This window comes from Bradyrhizobium sp. OK095 (assembly GCF_900109945.1).
GTDB lineage: Bacteria > Pseudomonadota > Alphaproteobacteria > Rhizobiales > Xanthobacteraceae > Bradyrhizobium.
The window spans coordinates 12747-33356 of record NZ_FOBX01000017.1; the positions used below are offsets into that span (position 1 = coordinate 12747).

The 20610-nt window shown below is 65.6% G+C and carries 19 protein-coding genes; 6 read left to right on the forward strand and 13 right to left on the reverse strand.

The window, feature by feature from the left end; all coding sequences use genetic code 11:
• Positions 1-46: 46 nt before the first annotated feature.
• Together BMW89_RS32415 and lipP1 are read right to left on the reverse strand one after the other, a co-directional pair.
• Complete coding sequence (locus tag BMW89_RS32415; RefSeq protein ID WP_177196490.1) at positions 47-1066, reverse strand: Na+-dependent transporter; 1020 nt, start codon at positions 1064-1066, stop codon at positions 47-49.
• A 14-nt stretch (positions 1067-1080) separates the two neighbouring features.
• Entirely contained in the window at positions 1081-2028 is a 948-nt protein-coding gene (gene lipP1 / locus BMW89_RS32420) for a LipP1 family hormone-sensitive lipase (protein WP_092034302.1), read from the reverse strand.
• Between the two features lie 206 nt (positions 2029-2234).
• Between lipP1 and BMW89_RS32425 the strand changes: the two genes are divergently transcribed.
• Positions 2235-3260, forward strand: a complete 1026-nt coding sequence (locus BMW89_RS32425; protein WP_177196491.1) for a DUF2155 domain-containing protein — start codon at positions 2235-2237, stop codon at positions 3258-3260.
• A 13-nt stretch (positions 3261-3273) separates the two neighbouring features.
• On the opposite strand, the gene aat is transcribed toward BMW89_RS32425, so the two are convergent.
• The 10 genes from aat to BMW89_RS32475 all read right to left on the reverse strand — a co-directional run bounded on the left by aat (position 3274) and on the right by BMW89_RS32475 (position 13190).
• Positions 3274-3954, reverse strand: coding sequence for a leucyl/phenylalanyl-tRNA--protein transferase (aat, locus tag BMW89_RS32430; RefSeq protein WP_092034306.1), 681 nt, complete (start codon positions 3952-3954; stop codon positions 3274-3276).
• Positions 3955-4017: 63 nt separating this feature from the next.
• Positions 4018-5121, reverse strand: coding sequence for a sensor histidine kinase (locus tag BMW89_RS32435; RefSeq protein ID WP_092034308.1), 1104 nt, complete (start codon positions 5119-5121; stop codon positions 4018-4020).
• The gene (locus BMW89_RS32440) at positions 5118-5558 is read right to left on the reverse strand and encodes a response regulator (protein WP_092034310.1); all 441 of its coding nucleotides are present in this window, start codon (positions 5556-5558) and stop codon (positions 5118-5120) included. The genes BMW89_RS32435 and BMW89_RS32440 overlap by 4 nt, the downstream gene beginning before the upstream one ends.
• A complete protein-coding gene (locus BMW89_RS32445; protein WP_092034313.1) occupies positions 5555-7072 on the reverse strand; it encodes a sensor histidine kinase in 1518 nt (505 codons plus the stop codon). The genes BMW89_RS32440 and BMW89_RS32445 overlap by 4 nt, the downstream gene beginning before the upstream one ends.
• A gap of 107 nt (positions 7073-7179) precedes the next feature.
• On the reverse strand, positions 7180-8538 hold the full coding sequence (accC, locus tag BMW89_RS32450) for an acetyl-CoA carboxylase biotin carboxylase subunit (RefSeq protein ID WP_092034315.1): 1359 nt from the start codon (positions 8536-8538) through the stop codon (positions 7180-7182).
• 60 nt (positions 8539-8598) lie between these two features.
• On the reverse strand, positions 8599-9084 hold the full coding sequence (gene accB / locus BMW89_RS32455; RefSeq protein WP_092034318.1) for an acetyl-CoA carboxylase biotin carboxyl carrier protein: 486 nt from the start codon (positions 9082-9084) through the stop codon (positions 8599-8601).
• Between the two features lie 37 nt (positions 9085-9121).
• Entirely contained in the window at positions 9122-9589 is a 468-nt protein-coding gene (gene aroQ / locus BMW89_RS32460; protein ID WP_092034320.1) for a type II 3-dehydroquinate dehydratase, read from the reverse strand.
• A 262-nt stretch (positions 9590-9851) separates the two neighbouring features.
• A complete protein-coding gene (locus BMW89_RS32465; protein WP_092034323.1) occupies positions 9852-10664 on the reverse strand; it encodes a DUF1236 domain-containing protein in 813 nt (270 codons plus the stop codon).
• A 226-nt stretch (positions 10665-10890) separates the two neighbouring features.
• Positions 10891-11658 carry a DsbA family protein gene (locus tag BMW89_RS32470; RefSeq protein WP_092034326.1) on the reverse strand — a complete coding sequence of 256 codons (768 nt, stop codon included), beginning with the start codon at positions 11656-11658 and terminating at the stop codon, positions 10891-10893.
• 128 nt (positions 11659-11786) lie between these two features.
• Entirely contained in the window at positions 11787-13190 is a 1404-nt protein-coding gene (locus tag BMW89_RS32475) for a M48 family metalloprotease (protein WP_092034328.1), read from the reverse strand.
• A gap of 191 nt (positions 13191-13381) precedes the next feature.
• Between BMW89_RS32475 and BMW89_RS32480 the strand changes: the two genes are divergently transcribed.
• The 3 genes from BMW89_RS32480 to BMW89_RS32490 all read left to right on the forward strand — a co-directional run bounded on the left by BMW89_RS32480 (position 13382) and on the right by BMW89_RS32490 (position 16632).
• Positions 13382-14569 carry a pyridoxal phosphate-dependent aminotransferase gene (locus BMW89_RS32480; protein ID WP_092034331.1) on the forward strand — a complete coding sequence of 396 codons (1188 nt, stop codon included), beginning with the start codon at positions 13382-13384 and terminating at the stop codon, positions 14567-14569.
• Between the two features lie 87 nt (positions 14570-14656).
• Positions 14657-15214, forward strand: coding sequence for a biotin transporter BioY (locus tag BMW89_RS32485; protein ID WP_092034332.1), 558 nt, complete (start codon positions 14657-14659; stop codon positions 15212-15214).
• Positions 15215-15297: 83 nt separating this feature from the next.
• Positions 15298-16632, forward strand: coding sequence for a dicarboxylate/amino acid:cation symporter (locus BMW89_RS32490; protein ID WP_092034335.1), 1335 nt, complete (start codon positions 15298-15300; stop codon positions 16630-16632).
• A gap of 22 nt (positions 16633-16654) precedes the next feature.
• Here BMW89_RS32490 and BMW89_RS32495 read toward each other — a convergent pair whose 3' ends face one another.
• On the reverse strand, positions 16655-17533 hold the full coding sequence (locus BMW89_RS32495) for an SDR family oxidoreductase (protein WP_092034338.1): 879 nt from the start codon (positions 17531-17533) through the stop codon (positions 16655-16657).
• Between the two features lie 93 nt (positions 17534-17626).
• Between BMW89_RS32495 and BMW89_RS32500 the strand changes: the two genes are divergently transcribed.
• Together BMW89_RS32500 and BMW89_RS32505 are read left to right on the forward strand one after the other, a co-directional pair.
• Positions 17627-18463, forward strand: coding sequence for a helix-turn-helix transcriptional regulator (locus BMW89_RS32500; protein ID WP_092034341.1), 837 nt, complete (start codon positions 17627-17629; stop codon positions 18461-18463).
• Positions 18464-18539: 76 nt separating this feature from the next.
• Positions 18540-20609, forward strand: a complete 2070-nt coding sequence (locus BMW89_RS32505) for a tetratricopeptide repeat protein (RefSeq protein ID WP_244547747.1) — start codon at positions 18540-18542, stop codon at positions 20607-20609.
• Position 20610: the final 1 nt, after the last annotated feature.

Here is a 20610-nt window from a genome sequence, read left to right on the forward strand (position 1 = left end):
GGTCGTCGTGTTCTTTGGACTATTTTATTTCACGCGCTGAAAAGGGTTACGGTCGAGCCTCCAGCTCTCCGCCCGCGTCCGCCGCCGCGGACGTATCCGCGCGTGCCGTCAGCCGCCGTGCGATCGGCGTCAGCAAATACGGCGCAAGATGAATCGGGAACTGCGTGAGCGCGAAATAGAGCCAGGTCGTGGCCGGCAACGCGCCCGCGGTCGCGGCCAGCATCAGGCCCAGATTGCGCTGTGACACCATCAGGCCGATCGCGAAGGCGCGTTCGGTGCCGGCGCGGCGGAAGAGCAGCGTCGTCACAGCGAGCAGGGTGAAATAGACCGCGAAGGCGAGCAGTGCGACGCCGATCGTGAACAGCGGATCGGCGACGAAATCATGCGCCACGTCCCCCATCACGGCCGAGGCGAAGACCAGCAGGATGAGGATGTTGAAGCCGTCGATCGGCCGCTTGTGGCGCTGGATCGCGGCGGCACCGAAAATCCAGCGGATCGCCGTTGCGCCAATCAGCGATACCGCGAGGATGCCGAGCAGTTTTGCGCCAAGCGCGAGCGGCGAGATACTGAGCATGCCGCCGAGAAACAGGCTTGCGAACAGCGAGGCCGTGAAGGGCACGAGCGCAGTCGCGGTGACCAGCGTCACCAGCGGAAGCGTGGCATCGAGGCCCATCAGCGCCGCGAGCGCAGGCGCTGCCATCATCGGCGAGGCCATGCCCTGGAGCATCAGCGCGAGAAAGAGACCCGGTGAGCTTCTGTCGAAGCCGGTCACATGGGCCAGCAGCCCGATGATCACAGGCACGCCGATCGTGGTCCAGACCGTTGCGCTGGCGATCAGCGCGGGACGGCGGAGATGGCCGTAGAGCGCGACGAGATCGACCCGCATGAAGGAGATGCAGAGCAGGCAGAGGATCGCCTCGGTGACATAGGGGCGCAGCAGCGCGCCGAGCGGCGGCAGGGCAAGTGCGATGAAGGCGATCGCGGCCACGGCGCGCGTGCCCTGATCGCCGAGCCATGTGAGGCCGCGCAGGGGGAGGGCGAAGATCGTTTTCAGGATGGAAGACATGAGGGACGCCGGCGTCAGCCCAATTCCTTTAACCACGCGCCGATCTCGCCGACGGCGACATTGGCCTGCTGCAACAGCTTGCCCATGGTGAAGAAGCCGTGGAACTGGCCGGGATAGTGCTTATAGGTCACGCCCACGCCGGCCTGTTTGAGGCGCTCGGCATATTGGTCGCCTTCATCGCGCAAGGGATCGGCGCCGGCGGTCAGCACATAGGCCGGCGGGAGGCCGGCAAGGTTTTGCGCGCGCGCAGGCGATGCGCGCCAGTCGTGGATGTCGGCGGCGGCGTTGAGGTAGTGATCGCGGAACCAGCGGATCACCGAATGCGTCAGCAGCACGCTGGTCTCGGGCTCGCTGTGCGAGCCGTGTGTCATGGCGAAATCGGTCGCGGGGTAGATCAGCAGCTGGCCCGCGATCGCGGGGCCGTTGCCGTCGCGCGCGGCGAGCGCAACGACCGCGGTGAGATTGCCGCCGGCGCTGTCGCCGCCGATCGAGAGGCGGGAGGCGTCGATGCCGAGCTCGCGTGCATTGGCGGCAATCCATTTGGTCGCGGCGATTGCGTCATCGGCGGCGGCTGGAAATTTGTGCTCGGGCGCGAGGCGATAGTCGACCGAGATCACGATCAGCGCGCCCTCGACCGCGAGCTGCCGGCAAACAACGTCATGGGAGTCGAGATCGCCGATCACCCAGCCGCCGCCATGGAAGAACACCAGGGCCGGAGACAGGCCGTCGTGCCGGCGCGGGTCGTTCGGCACGTAGATGCGGGCCGGGATCGCTCCGTGCGGCGCCGGGATCGAGAGCGGCGCGACGCGGGCAAGCTCGGGCGGCTCCGGGTTGGTGGCAAAGCGGGCCTGCGCGTAATAGGCGCGGGCCTCCGGCGCAGTCAGGCTCTCATAGGCGGGGCGGCCGGCTTCCTGAAACGCCTTGTAGACGGCGGCGGCATCGGGATCGAGCACGACGGGCATGGGGAGGACCCTTGAGGTTCTGGTTATCGTTGGAAGGTATTTTTGGGGGGCGGTGCCCGCTTCGGCCCCCCGGGGGAGGCCGCCAACTATCCCATTCGGACGCCGGCCTGTCACGCCGGCGGCGGGCAGGGCTGGAATGCCGCCCTTTCCCCGCCGTATTCGGCGTGTTAACCGGATGGCCTGCGAGCGGCGGTATCCCCTGTAGAATGTCCAACAAGCCCGATTCGCTGTTGAAGCCGCGCGAGAAGATGGTTCGAACCCTTACCCTGACAGGCCTTGCGGCGCTGCTGGCCGCTACCGCTCTGACGGTGGCGACGCCTGCGCAGGCGCAGATCGGCACGATCTTCTCCGATCCGCCGCCGCTGCGGCCGCCGGGGAGCATTCCTCGTGGCGGCCAGCCGCAACCGCAGCCGACCCCCGACGACGACGAAGAGGTGCCCGAGCTGCCGCCGCAGGGCCGCGTGCTGCCGTCGCGCCCGATGCCGCCGAGCCGCCAGGGCAACGTGATGCCCGGGCCGGTCGAGAGCCAGCCCTTGGCGCCGCCGCCGGGCTCTCCCGCCGCTCCGCCCAACCAGCCGCCCGCCGTGGCGGTCGCTCCGCCCAGTGCGCCGGGCGCGCCCGGTCAACGCCAGCCTCAGCAGAAGGGCGGCCCCGTGCCGCAGACGCCGGCGAGCCTGCAGCCGGGCGACGAGGTCGTGACCGAGCCGCCGGCCCAGAAGATCGTGAACAAGAAGGCGACCTTCTCGGGCCTGGACAAGATCACCGGGCGCATCATCAATTTCGACGAGGAGATCGGCGAGACCGTCCAGTTCGGCGCGCTCAGGGTCAAGACCGATGCCTGCTACACGCGGCCGGCGACGGAAGCCACCAACACCGACGCCTTTGTCGAGGTCGACGAGATCACCTTGCAGGGCGAGGTGAAGCGCATCTTCTCGGGCTGGATGTACGCGGCAAGCCCCGGCCTGCACGGCGTCGAGCATCCGATCTACGACATCTGGCTCACCGACTGCAAAGAGCCGCAGCAGACCATTGCGACCGCAGCACCCGATCCCGCGAGCAAGCCGGCCACGCCACCGCCGCCGCCCGCGCAGAAGAAGGCCGCGCCAAAACAGGCCGTGCAGCAGCGTCCGCCGCAGCCCTTGCCGCCGATCCAGCAGCAGCAACCGGCGCCGCCACCCCCGCCGCCACAGGAGCAACGGGGTCTGTTCGGTTTCCCCGGCTTCGGCCGCTAATCCTGATCGGATTCTATTGCCGTGAGGCGATGATCTCGAGCGCGCGTGCGCCGGGGATCGCGTTGCCGGGCGAGAGCCTCAGAAAGTCGCCGGGATCGCCGGCGAGTGCCTTGTCGAGCAGCGCGGTGTAGCGCCGCCGCGAAATCTCGGCCGCACCAAAGCTCTTCAGATGCTCGGTAACATATTGCGTGTCGAGCAGCTCGAAGCCGCCATGGATCAGCCGCGCGACCAGATGCACCAGCGCGACCTTCGAGGCATCGCGCGCGGTGTGAAACATGCTCTCGCCGAAGAAGGCGCGTCCCAGGCTGACGCCGTAGAGACCGCCGACGAGGTCGTCACCTTGCCAGGCCTCGACGCTGTGGCAATGGCCGAGCTCGTAGAGGCCGCCATAGAGGTCGCGGATGCGTTTGTTGATCCAGGTGTCCTCGCGCCCTTCCTGCGGCGCGGCGCAGCCGGCGATCGTCGCCTTGAAGGCGGTGTTGACTGTCACGCGAAAGACGTCCGAACGCACGGTGCGCGCGAGCCGCGAGGCGACGCGGAATCCCTCGAGCGGGATGACGCCGCGCAATTCCGGCTCGACCCAGAACAGGGTCGGATCGTCAGCGCTCTCGGCCATCGGAAAGATACCGCAGGCATAGGCGCGCAGCAGCACGGCGGGCGTGATTTCAGACGAGGCGGAGTCGCGCGAAGTCATGGCGCGACAATAGCAGGATTGCGATGCGCGCGCGATGGGGGGAAAGCCCCGTGCAATCGCGGATCAGCTCGCCGCAGCGCTGCTTGCCCGGTCGGGCGCTGCGGGCACGCGGCGGAATTTGAGGAGGATACGCGTGCCGGAATGGGCGGGGTCGCGCTCGACGGTGGCATCCAGCTTGGTGGCCATCGCCGAGACGATACGCTGGCCCATGCCGGTCGAGCGCGGATCGGCCTTGACCTTGTCGCCGACGCCGTCATCGGTGATCGACAGCAGGAGGTCGTCTCCTTGCGAGGTCAGCTCGACATGGATCGGGCCGGCGCCGTCCGGATAGGCGTATTTCACCGCGTTCATCACCAGCTCGTTGACGATGATGCCGACGGCGACCGCGCGGTCCGGATCGATCTCGATGGCTTCCGCTTTCACCGTCAGGCGCGACATCCGGTTACCTTCGGCCGAGCGGCGGAGATCCTCGAGCAGCGAGTCCAGATACTGGTTCAGGACCACGCTCTTCAGGTCCTGCGAGGTGTAGAGGCGGCGGTGCACCTGCGCGACCGCGGCGACGCGGCCCATCGCATTGGTCAGCGCGGCCTTGACCTCTTCCTGCCCGGCGGAGTTTGCCTGGAGGTGCAGCAGCGAGGCGATGATCTGCAGCGAGTTACCGACGCGGTGATTGACCTCGCGCAGCAGCATCTCGCGTTCGGCGGCAAGGGCCGCATAGCGATCGCGCGAGGCGTGGATCTCGGCTTCGGCTTCGTCGCGCGCCTTCTGCAATTCGGCCTGGCGCAGCGCGCCGTCGGCGGCGACGTGGAGCAGGGGGATGAAATCGCCCTTGACGTCCTTGACCAGGTAATCGGCCGCGCCGGCCTTCAGCGCTGTCACCGCGATGCTGGAATCCTGCGAGGCCGTGACGAACACCACGGGCGGCGCGCCTGATATCGCCATGATCTGCTCGAGCGTCTCCAGCCCGTCGAGGCCCGGCATGTACTGGTCGAGCGCGACCACGTCGATACGCCCCTCCGCCTCGGCGCGGCGGATGCGCTCCAGGCCTTCCTCGCCGCTTGCGGCATGGATGACCTTGTAGCCGCGCCGCGTCAGGCCGCGATCGACCAGCCGCGCGAGCGCTGCGTCGTCGTCGATGTAGAGCAGTGTTGGCGTGTACTGGGTCATGAGGCGGCGGGCGGGACCTGAATGACGGAGAAGAACAGCCCGAGCTGCCGGATGGCGTTGGCGAAATTTTCGTAATTGACGGGCTTGGTGATGTAGACGTTGCAGCCGAGCTCGTAGCAACGCTTGATTTCCTGGGAATCGTCGGTGGTGGTCAGCACCACCACGGGCGAGGCCTTCAGATATTTATTCTCCTTGATCTGCTTCAGGATGTCGATCCCGGTCATGTCGGGCAGGTTGAGATCGAGCAGGATCAGAAGCGCATGGCCCTTCTGCACGAGGCCGCTTCCGTCGGCGCCGAACAGATGCTTCATCGCGTCCGTGCCGTTCTTGAAGGAGATGATCTCGTTGTTGACGCCGGACCTGCGGATGTTGCGCTCGATCAGCCGCGCATGTCCCTCGTCGTCCTCGATCATGATAATGCTGACGGGCAATGTCATTTGTCGGCGTTCCGATTGCTGGCGTTCCAATTGATGGGCAGCGTGATCGTGAAGGTGCTACCCGTGTTCAGTTCCGACGATACCGACATCGTGCCGCCGAGGCGGCGCACAAGTGCACGCACATGCGCAAGACCGATGCCCTGACCGGGCTTGTCCTGGGTTCCCGCACGGCGGAACAAGTCGAAGATCCGCTGATGATCCCTAGGATCGATGCCGCGGCCGTTGTCGCTGATCTCGAAGATAGCGTAGCCGAGCTTGGTGCGCCCGCGAATTCTGATCGTACCGGGAACACCGTTCTTGAGATACTTGATCCCGTTGTCGATCAGATTGGAAAAGATCTGCTCCAGCGCAAGGCGGTCGCTGACAAGATTTGGCAGCGGTTCGATGTGAATCTCGGCCTGCGCCTCGGCGGCCTGATGCGCCAGCGTCGACACGATGGTCTCGACGAACGCGCGCGTGTCGATCTTCTCCGGCTGGAACTCGCGACGGCCCTCGCGGGTGAGGTTGAGGATCGCCGAGATCAGGCGGTCCATCTTGGCGATCGAGGATTTGATGAAGCCGAGCGCTTCGGCAAAATCCACCGACAGCTGCTGGTCGGGACCTTCGAGCGCGATCTCGCCTGCCGCCGGCGGCGGCCCGCCGGCTGCTTCATGAGTGAGGCCGCCGATGCGGCGGAAGATGTCGCCGCCGAGCTCTTCCAGTTCGCTGGTAAAGCCCATGATGTTCACCAGAGGCGAGCGTAGATCGTGGCTGACAATATAGGCAAAGCGCTGGATCTCGTCGTTGGCTTCGCGCAGGTCAGCGGTGCGCTCGTCGACGGTGGCCTCGAGGTTGAGATTGGCGTCGCGAAGCCGGTTTTCGGCCAGGTCGCGCGCGCGTGAGGACTGCCGTACCAGCAGGACCGATCCGAAGGCGAGCGCCAGAACCATTCCGGAGCCGGCAATGGTTACGGACGAAGCCAGCTTCTGGGTTCGGTCGGCAGTGTCGGTCCGCTCTCTGAACAGCCGATCCTCTTCCGCGCGCATGTCGCGCGCGGCCTGCCCGATGGTCTCGACGGCTCCCGTCGACGCGCCGTTGCGGAGCACCGTGACGGCCGTCGAGACGTCGTTGTTCTTGACGCGTTCGATACCGCGGGCAAATTCTGACAGCCGCTGCTCGACCGCTTGTCGAAGCTTGGCGGCGCTTGCGACCTGGACCGGATTGTCGCTGGTGAATGCGGTCAGCTTGTCGAGGGCCGGCACGATGGTCGTGGCGGCAGCCTGATACTCTGCAAGGAATTGCGGGGCGCCGGATAACAGATAAGCGCGCGTCGCGCTTTCCGCGCGCCGGACTTCGAGCAGAAGGTTGGAAATCTGGCTCTCGGCCTCGACGGTATGGACGACCCAGGCGTTGTCCTCGCGCGCCTTGTTGACGAGCAGCACCGAGGCCGCGCTGATCGCGACCAGCACCAGAAAGCCCGCTGAGAGCAGCAGGGTTTGCAACATCGCGCGCCGGCGCTGTGCGTCAGCCGTCACGATGGTCTTGCCTTGTTACATTGCACGGAGTTCAAAACGGCCCCTTGGAACTTGTCCCCAACCGTCCAGAACGCGATTGGGGCCAAAGGGTTCCATGAGTGAGGCGACTATTTCGCGGCCGGTTCCGTCTTACCGGCGAGGTACTGTTCCAGCCAGTGGATATGGTAGTCGCCGTTGATGATGTCGTCGTGGCGCACCAGGTCGCGGAACAGCGGCAGCGTGGTCTCGATGCCCTCGACCACCATCTCGTCCAGTGCCCGGCGCAGCCGCATCAGGCATTCGGCGCGGGTCTTGCCGTGCACGATCAGCTTGCCGACCAGGGAGTCGTAATAGGGCGGGATGGTGTAACCCTGATAGACCGCGGAATCGATGCGGACGCCGAGCCCACCGGGCGAGTGGTATTGCGTGATGCGGCCGGGCGAGGGACGGAAAGTCTCCGGATTCTCCGCGTTGATGCGGCACTCGATCGCATGGCCGATGATCTGCACCTCGTTCTGCTTCGCCGGCAGATCGCCGCCGGCGGCGATGCGGATCTGCTCCAGCACGAGATCGATGTCGGTGATGCTCTCGGTGACGGGATGCTCGACCTGGATGCGGGTGTTCATCTCGATGAAGTAGAACTCGCCGTCCTCGAACAGGAATTCGATGGTGCCGACGCCGAGATATTTCATCTCGCGCATCGCCTTCGCGCAGGTCTCGCCGATCTTGGCACGTGCAGCGGCCGAGAGCACGGGCGAGGGGCCTTCTTCCCAGACCTTCTGGTGACGGCGCTGCAGCGAGCAGTCGCGTTCGCCGAGATGGATCGCGCCGCCGCGGCCGTCGCCGAGGATCTGGATCTCGATGTGGCGCGGCTTCTGGAGATATTTTTCAAGGTAGACGGACGCATCGCCGAAGGCGGACTTGGCTTCGTTGGCCGCCGTCGATAGCGCCATCTGAAGGTCTGCCTCGCTCTGCGCCACTTTCATTCCGCGGCCGCCACCGCCGGCAGCAGCTTTCACCAACACGGGAAAGCCGATTTCCCTGGCGATCGCCAACGCATCGTCCTCGGGACCGACCCCGCCGTCGGAGCCGGGCACCACGGGGATGCCGAGCCGCTTGGCGGTCTTCTTGGCCTCGATCTTGTCGCCCATCAGGCGGATATGCTCGGCCTTGGGGCCGATGAAATGCAGATTGTGCTCGCCGAGGATTTCCGCGAAGCGCGCGTTCTCGGAGAGGAAGCCGTAGCCGGGATGCACCGCGTCCGCGCCGGTGATCTCGCAGGCCGCGAGCAGCGCGGGCACGTTGAGATAGCTGTCCTTGGACGGCGGCGGCCCGATGCAGACGCTCTCGTCGGACAGACGCACATGCATGGCGTCGGCGTCGGCGGTGGAGTGCACGGCGACGGTCGCGATCCCGAGCTCCTTGCAGGCGCGCAGGATGCGAAGGGCGATCTCGCCGCGATTGGCTATGAGGATCTTGTCGAACATGGTGTCCTTAAGGGACTGACGCGCGAAAATCGGCGAGGGCGGGCTGGCCGCCGTCAACCGTTATTCAATGATGACGAGCGGCTCGCCGAACTCGACCGGCTGGCCGTCCTCGACCAGGATCTGCGTCACGGTGCCGGCACGCGTCGACGGGATCTGGTTCATGGTCTTCATGGCTTCGATGATCAGCAGCGTCTGGCCGACCGAGACCTTGCTGCCGACCTCGATGAACGGCTTGGCGCCGGGCTCCGGCGACCAATAGGCGGTGCCGACCATCGGCGAGGTCACGGCGCCCGGATGCTTCGACAGGTCCGGAGCGGCGGCCGCCGGTGCGGCGGCGGCAATACCGACCGGCGCGTGGGCCGCATGCGCCATCGGCATGGTCGCGGCAACGCTGATGTTGCGGGCCACGCGCAGGCGCAGGCCGGCGCGCTCGATCTCGATCTCGGTGAGGCTGGTCTCATCGAGCAGAAGCGCGAGCTCGCGGACGAGCGCGGAATCCTCGCTGGAAAACTTTGCGGCTGCTTTGTCGTCTGGCTGGCGCGCCATGTTGTTTGATCCGAATGTTCTGTGTGAGGAGGGGGCGTCAGGCTTTGGGCTTGATGCCGAGCTTGGCGGCAAGGCCCTGGATGGCGAGGCGGTAGCCCTCGATGCCGAAACCGCAGAGCGAGGCGAAGGCCGCGCGTGCGGTATAGGAGTGGTGACGAAAATTTTCGCGCGCGTGGATGTTGGTCACGTGCACTTCGACCGTCGGGATCTGCACCGCAAGCAGCGCGTCGTGCAGCGCGATCGAGGTGTGCGAATAGCCGCCGGCATTGATGATGATGCCCTTCATCTTGCGCGCATGCGCCTCGTGGATGAAGTCGATCAGCTCGCCCTCGCGGTTGGACTGGCGGCAGTCGGCCTTGAGACCGAAGCTCGCGGCCGTCTCCCGGCACAGCGCCTCGACGTCGGCCAGCGTCGCATGGCCATACTTCTCGGGCTCGCGTGTCCCCAACATGTTGAGGTTCGGCCCGTTGAGAACGAGGATCGTGTCGGTTGCAGGTTCAGCCATTCCAATCCCGGAAGAGGTGTTTCGGCGTGGCGGGGGTTATAGGTAACAAAGCGTCCTAGGGGAAGCCTTGAAGGGCCTCCCGGGGGCCTTCAGGTACCTCATCCGGGGTGCAAAAACCTGTGCGGAAGCTACGGAAATTGCTTGTTAACCAGTTCAAAGCATGGCTGCCGGAGCGGCCGAGGGTAGCGCTCTCCCCATCGGCCGAAAGCCCCCGCCGATCTCTCGGCAGGGGCCATTCGGGACGTTCGGTCAGCGAAGCAGCTTAGCCTTCGATGATGTAGACGATCTCGCGCGTCTGGGGACGGACGATGATGTACTGGCCGTGGACGAAGATCACGTCATAGCCGCGCCACTCCGGATAGATTTCCACGATCTGGGGCGGCAGCGGGTGGAAGCGGACGGACGCCGGGATCGCCGTACCGACCGAGATGTTGAAGTTGACGTTCGTGGTCTCCTCGATCTTGGTCGACCTGATCGCCGTGGAGATCTGGGTCCGCTTCTCGGCCGGCGGCGCAGACGCCGTCGCAGAGGCGGTACCGGTCGTGGTCTGGGACTTGGTGTCGGCAGCCTTGTTGTTGTCCGCGCCCTTGGTCTGGGCGTTCATGTTGCCGCTCTTGGTGTCGGTCTCCGTGCTCTTGGACTTGTCCATCTGGGACTTGTCCATCGTGCTCTTCGACTTGTCCTGCGCGGACTTGTCCATCTGACCCTGGGCGTGCTCGCCCTTCGCCATGCCGGCCTTGTCGTCAGCCGCGTTCTTGTTCATCGCGCCGGGCTTTTCCATCCCGCCGGACTTCTCCGCGGCACCGGATTTCTCCATCGCGCCGGACGACTTCTCCTCGGCGGCTCCGCCGGGCTTCATCGCGCCGCCAGCCTGGCCCACGGTGCCCTTGTCGGGAGCAGCTTCCTTGCCCATTGCGCCACCGCGCTCGGCGGCACCGCCGGCGGGCTGCGAGTGCTGTGTCGGCTGAGCGCCAGAGCCGCCGCCGTCGTTCTTCATCGTGCCTTGTGCGTTCGCCAGACCGGTGCCGGCGAACAGTGCAAGCGCGGCAACCGAGATCATAAAGCGGTTCGACATCTAGATTCTCCTCACGTGTTTATTTGCGTCATTGCCCGCGCCAACAACGAAAGGAGGTATCAGGAGTTCCGGAACATCCGGGGTTCCGCGGCATTTGTTTCTTAAACGCGAGATGAACGGGCGCGCCGGATTCGCGCCAAGGTTCGACGCAGCAAAAAGGCCGGCTTTTCAGCCGGCCTCGTCGCATGCGTGAGTTGTTAGATGCGCGATCAGCAAGTCGCCTCTTTTAGCAGGTCGCCTTGCCGCAGCGGGCGACGCCGATCTTTTCCTTGAGGCCGTCGAGGCCGACGGCGCCGATCACGATCTGCTTGCCGATCACGTAGCTCGGCGTGCCGTTCATGCCCATCGCTTCGGCGAGCTTGAAGTTCTCTTCGATGGTGGCGCGAACCTCGGGGCTGGCGATGTCCTTCTCGATCTTCGCGGTGTCGAGGCCGGCTTCCTTGGCCGCCTGGAGCGCGCGCGCCTTGTCGGCGGCGCCGCGGCCACCGAGCAGCTTCTGGTGGAAGTCGAGGTACTTCTTGCCGGAGGGATCCTGCATGCGCACGGCGACCGCAACCTGCGCTGCTTCTACCGAGCCCTGGCTCAGCACCGGAAACTCCTTCAGCACGATTTTCAGCTTCGGATCGGCCTTCATGAGGTCGAGCATGTCGCCCATCGCGCGCTTGCAGTAGCCGCAATTGTAGTCGAAGAACTCGACGAAGGTGACGTCGCCGTCCTTGTTGCCGAGCACGACTTGGCGCGGCGAGTTGAAGATCGCGTCGGAATTCTGCGCGATGCTGGCCTCGTGCTTCTGCGTTTCGGCCGTGGCCTGGCGCTTGCTGAGCTCGGCCATAGCTTCCTCGAGCACCTCGGGATGGCTGATGAGGTAGTTCTTGACGATCGCCTCGATGTCGGTGCGCTGGGCATCGGAGAAGCTGTCGGCCGACGCGGGCGCGATTGCGCCGAACATGGCGAGCGCAAACAGCGCGGGAGCAAGCAGGCGCAGCGAAGGCATAGGCAAATCCTCTTATCCAAAGCAGGTTTCGGAAAACGTCCCGGCGGACTTAAGCCCGGTGGCGTGACGTCGTGGTGTCAGGCGTCGTCCTGGTTGAGTTCGTCTTGGTGGCGTTAGTCTTGGTCGCGTTAGTCGCGCGGCGCTTTTGACGCCACGATATCGTCGGCCTTGACCCATCCGGGCGTGCCGACGGCGAAACGGGTCTTCGCGCGCGTGGCAAGCTCGCGGGCGGTCTTGTTGTCGCCGCGCAGATAAGCGGCCTGCGCCGACGCCAGATCCGCCTCGGCATAGTCTCCCTTCCGGCCATAGGCCATCGCGAGCTGCATGTAGCCGAGCGCGGCCTCGGGTTCCCGTGCGACCGCGGCCCGGAGAATCCGAACGGCATCGTCCGTGTAGGCCTTATTATCGGACCCAACCAGAGCCTGCCCAAGTAACATCTCGATGAGGGGCGAATTGTTCGAGAGCTGAACCGCCTTGCGCAGGGCAGGGATCGCCTCGGCCGGCTTGCCGCCCTCCAGCAGGGCCTGGCCGCGCACCTCGTAAAAATACGCATTGTTGGGCTGGACCTGAATCAGCGCGTCGATCTGGGCGAGCGCGCTGCGCAGATCGCCGTGCAGATAGGTGCTGATGGCGCGGGCATAGCGCGCCGGCAGGCTGTCATTGGTCTGCGGATAGCGGCGATACACCGTCTCCGGCCGCTCCATGAAGGCCGAGATCTTGGCGCGCACCATGTCGTGGCGGAGCTGGAGCGCCGGATCGTCCTTCTTGTCCCAATAGGGGCTGGCGCTGGCGAATTCCTGAAGCGAGGCGACGCGCTCGGCGGGCATCGGGTGCGACTGGAGATAGGGATCGGCGCCGCGTGCCGCAAACAGGCTCTCGCTGGTGAAGCGCTTGAAGGTCTCGTACATGCCCTTCGGCGATTGCTGGGTCGCAGTCAGGAATTTCACGCCGGCGCGGTCGGCGTTCTCCTCCTGCTGGCGCTGATAGGACAGCAGCGTCCGGCGGATCATCTCCTGCGGACCGGCGATCGCGGCAGCTCCGGCATTGGCGAGCCCGTTATTGCCGGCGCTGCTGCTGCCGCGGGTGCTGCCGACGGCAATCGCGCCGGCGCCGAGCAGCATCGCGATGATCATCTGGGTCTGGGCATTGGCGAGCTGTTCGCGCAGCTTGGACAGATGGCCGCCGGCCAGATGCCCGGTCTCGTGCGCGAGCACGCCGATGATCTGGTTCGGCGTCTCCGACTGGAGGATCGCGCCGTAATTGACGAAGATACGGCGGCCGTCCGCGACGAAGGCGTTGAACGAGGCCTCGTTGATGATCACCATCTGGATGTTCTGCTTCTCCAGACCGGCGACGCGCAGGATCGGGCGCGTGTAGTCGCGCAGCAGCTGCTCGGTCTCGGTGTCGCGCAGGACCGGCGGCCCTTTGCCCTGGGCATGCACGGCCGGCAACGGCAACAGCGCGATCGCCGCGGCCGTGACGACGGCGGTGAGGGCGGAGGCCTTCTTGCGCAATGCGATCTGGAGCAACATCAAACGGTCTGGGTCAAACGGACTTGGAAGCAGTTTCGTGTTTGGTTTTGGCGATTGGCGGCGGACCGGATACGCGATATGCCCTTATAAGCCGTACCCCTTATGAGCCGTACAATGCGGCCAGTCTGGGGCGCAAGCGCCCCGTTTCCCGGACCGGACGGCCCGGTTCGCCAGCGAAATAGCAGAAATCGATGCACGATGCGACATTGAGGAACCGGTTGGGGCAGTGGCTCGAGCCCTCCCGCCGCAGCGACGTTCCCCCGTTCATGGTGATGGACGTGATGGCCGCGGCGGCCCGAATCGAGGCGGCCGGCGGCCATGTCATCCATATGGAGGTCGGCCAGCCCGCGGCAGGCGCCCCGAAGACCGCGATTGCGGCCGCCCACGCGGCGCTCGAGGCGGGGCGGATCGATTATACCTCCGCGCTCGGCATCCCCTCCCTGCGCGCCCGCATTGCGCGCCACTATCGTGATGCCTATGGCTGCGACGTCAGCCCTGAGCGGATCGTGGTGACGACGGGCTCATCCGGCGGCTTCATCCTGGCCTTCCTGTCGATGTTCGAGCCCGGCGACCGCGTCGCCGTGACGGTGCCGGGCTATCCGCCATACCGCCATATCCTCACCGCGCTCGGCTGCGAGCCGGTGCTGATCGAGACCACGAACGAGACGCGTCACGCGCTGACCGGCGAGGCGCTGCTTGCCGCCCATCGCAAGGCGCCGCTGAAGGGCGTGCTGGTCGGCAGTCCCGCCAATCCGACGGGAACGATGATGTCCCGGGAGGCGCTCACCGGCCTGATCGCGGCTTCCGAGGATGCCGACATCCGCTTTATCTCGGACGAGATCTATCACGGGCTCGACTATGCGTTTCCGGCGGTGACGGCGGCCTCGCTCTCCGACCACGCACTCGTGATCAACTCGTTCTCGAAGTATTTTTGCATGACCGGCTGGCGCGTCGGCTGGATGGTGGTGCCCGAGATCCTGGTGCGGCCGATCGAGCGGCTGCAGCAGAACCTCTCGATCTCGGTGCCGTCGCTGTCACAGATCGCGGCAGAGGCCGCCTTCGACGGCGCGGCCGAGATGGAGGAGATCAGGCACGGCTATCAGGAAAACCGGCGTATTCTGATCGAGGGATTGCCGAAAGCAGGCCTCAGCAAGTTCCTGCCGGCCGATGGCGCATTCTACCTCTATGCCGACGTCTCGGATTTCACCTCTGACAGTTTCGAGTTCGCCAAGCAGATGCTGGAGCAGGCGCACGTTGCAGCCACGCCTGGCCTCGATTTCGATCCCATCCATGGCCGCTCGTTCATACGATTGTCCTATGCACGCTCGGCCGATGAGATGCGGGAGGCAGTTGACCGGATCGCTGGCTGGCTTAAATAGCCGCGAGTTTTCGACAGAATTCTGGAGTGCAACTTGTCCAACCGTTCCGTCCCGTCTGCCGCCTCGCATTCTCCTCTCGCCGCCTTGATGTGGCCGACCCGGCCGGGCGAAAGCGTCGGTGCCTTGCGCGCCGTTGTGCTGATCGCGCTTGGCACAGCACTGATGACGCTGTCAGCCAAGGTGAACCTGCCACTGCCTTACGTGCCCATGACCTTGCAGACGCTGGTGGTGCTGATGATCGGTGCCGCCTATGGCTGGCGCCTTGGCAGCGCAACCATGATTGCCTACCTCGCCGAAGGCGCGATGGGCCTGCCGGTGTTCGCCGGCCCGGTGGGTGGCATTGCACCGCTGGTCGGCCCGACCGCGGGCTATCTGTACGGCTTCGTGCTCGCTGCCTTCATCACCGGCTGGCTTGCGGAGCGCGGCTGGGACCGCAACGTCCTGCTGCTGTTTGCGGCCATGGCGATCGCCCATGTCGTCATTTTCATCGCCGGCTTCGGTTGGCTGGCCTATGGCATCGGCCTTGGCGCGACCAAGGCTTGGGCCGTCGGCGTGGCACCGTTCGTTGCGGCGTCGCTGGTCAAGAACGCGCTGGGCGCGACGTTGATGCCGGCGGCTCGCCGGATCGTCGATCGTCGCGGGTAAAGCGCTCCAGAACGAGCAGTTCCAATTGACAGGGCCGGCCAAGTTGATCTTGGCTGGCTCTGAGTTTGAGGGGGAGTGAAACAATGACGACGACAACGATGGCGGGGGCGCCGATCGCGCCCGCCGCAGCCAAGCCGTGGTACAGGGTGCTTTACATTCAGGTGCTGATCGCGATCGTGCTCGGCGCCATCGTTGGCTGGCTCTGGCCGACCGTTGCCACCAACGAATGGATCAAGGCGATGGGCGACGGCTTCATCAAGCTGATCAAGATGGTGATCGCCCCGATCATCTTCTGCACCGTGGTCTCCGGCATCGCCCACATCCAGGACGCCAAGAAGGTCGGACGCATCGGTGTCAAGGCGCTGATCTATTTCGAGATCGTCTCGACCTTCGCGCTGGTGATCGGACTTCTCGTCGGCAACATCCTCAAGCCGGGCGCCGGCTTCGGCAATGCGGGCGCCAACGCGAGCGCCGTCGCCAACTACGCCAAGCAGGCCGAGGGCCAGAAGTCGGTCGACTTCATCCTGCACATCATTCCCGACACCGTGGTCGGCGCCTTCGCGCAGGGCGAGATCCTCCAGGTGCTGCTGTTCTCGGTGCTGTTCGGCTTCGCCATCATGGGGCTCGGCGAGCGCGGCCATGTGATCCGCAGCTTCATCGACGACGCCGCGCACGCGGTGTTCGGCGTCATCTCCATCGTGATGCGTGCGGCGCCGATCGGCGCGTTCGGTGCGATGGCTTTCACCATCGGCAAATTTGGTACCGGCGCTATCCTCAATTTGATGGGCCTGATTGCGACGTTCTATCTGACCGCCGCGTTGTTCGTCTTCGTGGTGCTCGGCACCATCGCGCGCTTCGCCGGATTCTCGATCTTCAAGTTCCTGGCCTACATCAAGGACGAGCTTCTGATCGTGCTTGGCACCTCGTCGTCGGAAAGCGCGCTGCCGTCCCTGATGGAGAAGCTCGAACGTCTCGGCTGCTCCAAATCGGTTGTCGGCCTCGTGGTGCCCACGGGTTACTCGTTCAACCTCGACGGCACCAACATCTACATGACGCTGGCGACGCTGTTCATCGCGCAGGCGCTCGGCTTCGATCTGACCTTCGGCCAGCAGCTCACGATCCTGGTGGTGGCGATGCTGACCTCGAAGGGTGCCTCCGGCATCACCGGGGCGGGCTTCATTACGCTCGCCGCGACGCTGGCCGTGGTCGACCCGCGCCTGGTGCCGGGCATGGCGATCGTGCTCGGCATCGACAAGTTCATGAGCGAGTGCCGCGCGCTGACCAATCTGTGCGGTAACGGCGTGGCCTGCGTGATCGTCGCCTGGTGGGAGGGCGAGCTCGATCGCGACAAGCTCAATGCCGCCCTTGCCAGGCAGATCGATCCGACGGACATGGAAACCGCTGTCACGACGGACTGATCTGCTGGCGGCGCTTTGCGCCTCAGACCTTGAAGTAATAGGGCTGGTCGAGATCCTCGATCAGCCCTTTTTCTTTGGCCTCCCAGCTGAGCAGGGCCCGCGTCTTTGCGCTCGAGGTCGGAACGTCGACGGCGGCAAACCGCGCGAACCAGCCGAAATGCGCCTCGGCCTCATCAGTGGATTTCGAGACCACGGGCAAACCGAGCCTTTTGCCGATCACCTCGGCAATCGCCTTGAACGGAATGCCTTCTTCCGCGATCGCGTGATAGTGCTTCATGGTTGCGCCTTGCTCCAGCGCGAGACGATAAACGCGCGCGGCATCGACACGGTGCGCGGCCGGCCAGCGGTTCATGCCGTCGCCGATATAGGCTGCCACGCCTTTCTCGCGTGCAAGATTGATGAGGATCGGAACGAAGCCGTGATCGCCTTCTCCGTGCGTGGACGGCGGAAGCCGAACCGCGGCGGCGCGGACGCCGGCGAGCGACAGCGCGACCGATTCCGAGACGCGTGGGAAATGCTGCGCTGCCTCGTCGTCCTCGGTCGCGAGACGTCCGGGGGCAAGCAGCGCCACGCCTGACGTGACGATGAGCGGACGCTCGGAGCCCTTCAGCTCCTCGCCGATTGCCAGGATCGCGCGGCGGTCCAGCTCGCAATTGTCCAGGAATTTCGAGAAGTCGTGGTTGAAGCCGAGGTGCAGAACGCCGTCCGCGGTGGCCGCGCCGTTGCGCAGGGACGCATGGTCCTCCAGCGAACCGCGATGGACCTCGGCGCCCATCGCGGTGAGGGCGGCTGCGCCGGCATCGGAGCGGGCAAGGCCGAGCACGCGATGGCCGGCGGCGATGAGGTCCCGCACGACGGCGGAGCCGACGAAGCCGGTGGCGCCAGTTACGAATACACGCATGAGCAATCTCCAGAGGGGTTGGTGGAGACGAGCATCTGCGCTAGGATTATCCGGGTAAAGTCGTGACATTATCAGGGTATAATAACTAACAGGATGAGCGAGACCGTCACCAGCGAGAACCTGCTCGGGACCTATCTGAAGGACCGTCGCACCAGGCTCGACGCCGCCGCGTTCGGCTTCGCTGGCAGCCGCAGGCGCACGCCCGGACTACGCCGCGAGGAGGTGGCCCAGCGCGCCAATATCAGCGCGACCTGGTACACGTGGCTGGAGCAGGGCCGCGGCGGGGCGCCGTCGGCCGATGTGCTCGACCGCATCGCCCGCGCGCTGATGCTGACCGATGTCGAGCGCGAGCATCTGTTCCTGATCGGCCTCGGCCGCCCGCCCGAAGTACGTTACCAGGCAAGCGAAGGCGTCTCGCCGCGCCTCCAGCGCGTGCTCGACGCGCTCGCGTTCAGCCCGGCGCTGGTGCGGACCGCGACCTGGGACGTCGTTGCCTGGAATCGCGCGGCGAGCGTGGTGCTGACGGATTACGGCGCGATCCCGCCGGACAAGCGCAACATCCTCCGCTTCATCTTCTGCGATCCGCGCGTGCGCGCCGCGCAGTATGACTGGGACAGCGTCGCACGCTTCGTGGTCGCAGCGTTCCGGGCGGATGCCGCGCGCGCAGGCGCGGTGTCGCATGTCGCCGATTTCGTCGACGAGCTGTGCCTGACCAGCCCGGAATTCGCAGCACTCTGGCGCGACAACGACGTGCGCCATCATGGCGACGGCACCAAGCGGCTGAAGCACCCCGTGCACGGCACCATGTCGTTCGAATATTCGAGCTTCAACGTCGAGGGGCGGCCCGATCTGAGCATGATCGTCTACAACCCGGCGACGCCTGATGATGCCGACCGCATCAGGACGTTGCTGGCCGAGCGCGCCGACTGACGGAATTTGCCACCTCGCGCGTTTAACCCGCATCTCGGACCTCGAAGGGGTGGGTGGTATTGTGGGCAATGCGGCTGTGAATCCGATTGTGGTGCAGGCGGCGGAGCATTTTGCGGCGGGGCGGCCGGAACAGGCGGATGCGCTCTGCGCGGAGGTTTTGAAAGCCGATCCGGATCACGTCCCGGCGCTGCATCTGGCCGCCGTGGCTGCCTTCGTCACCGACCGCGCGAGCGAGGGGGCCGTGCTGCTCGGCCGCGTCTTCAACATCGATCCCGAGCACGCGCCGGCGCTGGTCACGCTCGGCGACGCGCTGGCGGTGAAGGGCGAGCAGGAGGGGGCCGTGGCCGCGTTCCGTCGCGCGCTGGTCCGGCGGCCTGACGATGCCGGCCTGCACAACAAGCTCGGCGTCGCGCTCGGTGAGCTCGCGCGTTTCGACGAGGCCGAAGCTGCCTACCGTCGCGCGCTGGCGCTCGATGCGCATCTGACGCGGGCCTGCTTCAACCTCGCCGTCGCGCTGGCGGAGCAGGGACGGCTCGCCGAGGCCGAAGAGGCCTATCGCGCGGCGATTGCGCGGGAGCCGACCTATCGCGGCGTCTGGCTCAATCTCGGCAATCTCCTCGCTGATCAAAAAAGGCTCGGCGAGGCGGAGGCAGCCTATCGGCGCGCGCTCGACAGCGATCCCGATGATCCCGGGCTGCTCTGCAATCTTGGCGCCGCGCTCTATCGGCAGGGGCTGCTGGAAGGCGCCATCGTCCAGTACCGCCGCGCCATCGCGCTCGCGCGGGACAATGGTCCGGCGCTGCGCCTGCTCGGTCTCGTCCTGCATGAGGCCGGTCATCTGCCCGAGGCTGCCGCGATCTACCGGCGGGCCTTTGCGCTGGATGCCTCTGATCACGTCATCGCCAGCAATCTCGGCGCCTGTCTTTCCGAGCTTGGCAATCTCGATGAGGCGATTGACGCCTGCGAGCACGCGCTGCTGCTGAAGCCCGATCACGCCCCCGCCTGGACCAATCTCGGCATCATCTTCGAGAAGCAGGAGCGCGTGGAGCACGCCGTCGCGGCGCACCGTTGCGCGGTGGTGGCCGATCCTGACTATGCCAAGGGCCACGCCAATCTCGCGGTCGCGCTGCGCAATGCCGGCGAGATCGACGAGGCGCTCGCGGTCTCGCATCGCGCGATCGCGCTCGATCCGGAGCAGCCGCTCGCGCAGTACAACCACGCGCACTTCCTGCTGATGAACGGCGATCTCGTCAACGGGTTCGAGGCCTATCGCTGGCGGCGCAAATGCAAGTCGCTGTCGGACGGCGATCCCGAGTTCACCGAGCCGGAATGGCAGGGCGAGCCGCTTGATGGCCGCACGCTGCTGCTGTTCGCCGAATATGGGCTCGGCGACGCCCTGCATTTCGTGCGCTATTTGCCGATGGTGGCTGCGAAGGGCGGCAGGATCATCTTGCAGGTTCAGCCTGCGCTCGCTGCGCTGCTGCGGCAGCTCCCCGACGTCACTGTGATCTCTCGCGGCGAGCCGCTGCCGCCGTTCGATCTGCAACTGCCGCTGATGAGCCTGCCGCGCGTGTTCGGCACCACGCTCGACACCATTCCGGCCGATGTCCCGTATCTGCATCCCGATCCCGCAAAATTGTCGCGCTGGCGCGCGGCGCTCGCGGATGTGAAGGCGCTGAAGGTCGGCGTGGTCTGGGCCGGCAATATCAGGCATAAGGGCGACCGGCAGCGCTCGCTGTCGGCCGCTTCAGTGCTGCCGCGCCTCGTGATGCCGGGCGTCCAGCTCTACTCCTTGCAAAAGGATCCGCGCCCCGAAGATGGCGAGGTGCTGGCGTCGCTTGGCAAGGACATCATCGATCTGGCACCAGCGCTCGGTGATTTCGGCGACACGGCCGCAGCGGTCGTAGCGCTCGATCTCGTCATTGCCGTCGATACATCAGTTGCGCATCTTGCCGGCGCGCTTGGCCGCACCGTGTGGATGCTGACGCCTTACGCGCTCGACTGGCGCTGGCTGCGCGAGCGCGAGGACAGCCCGTGGTATCCGACCATGCGGCTGTTCCGCCAGCGTAGCCCCCGCGAATGGGATGACCCGCTGATGCGGATATCGGCCGCGCTCGCGGTGCTGGCCGCGAACGCCCAAATCTAAA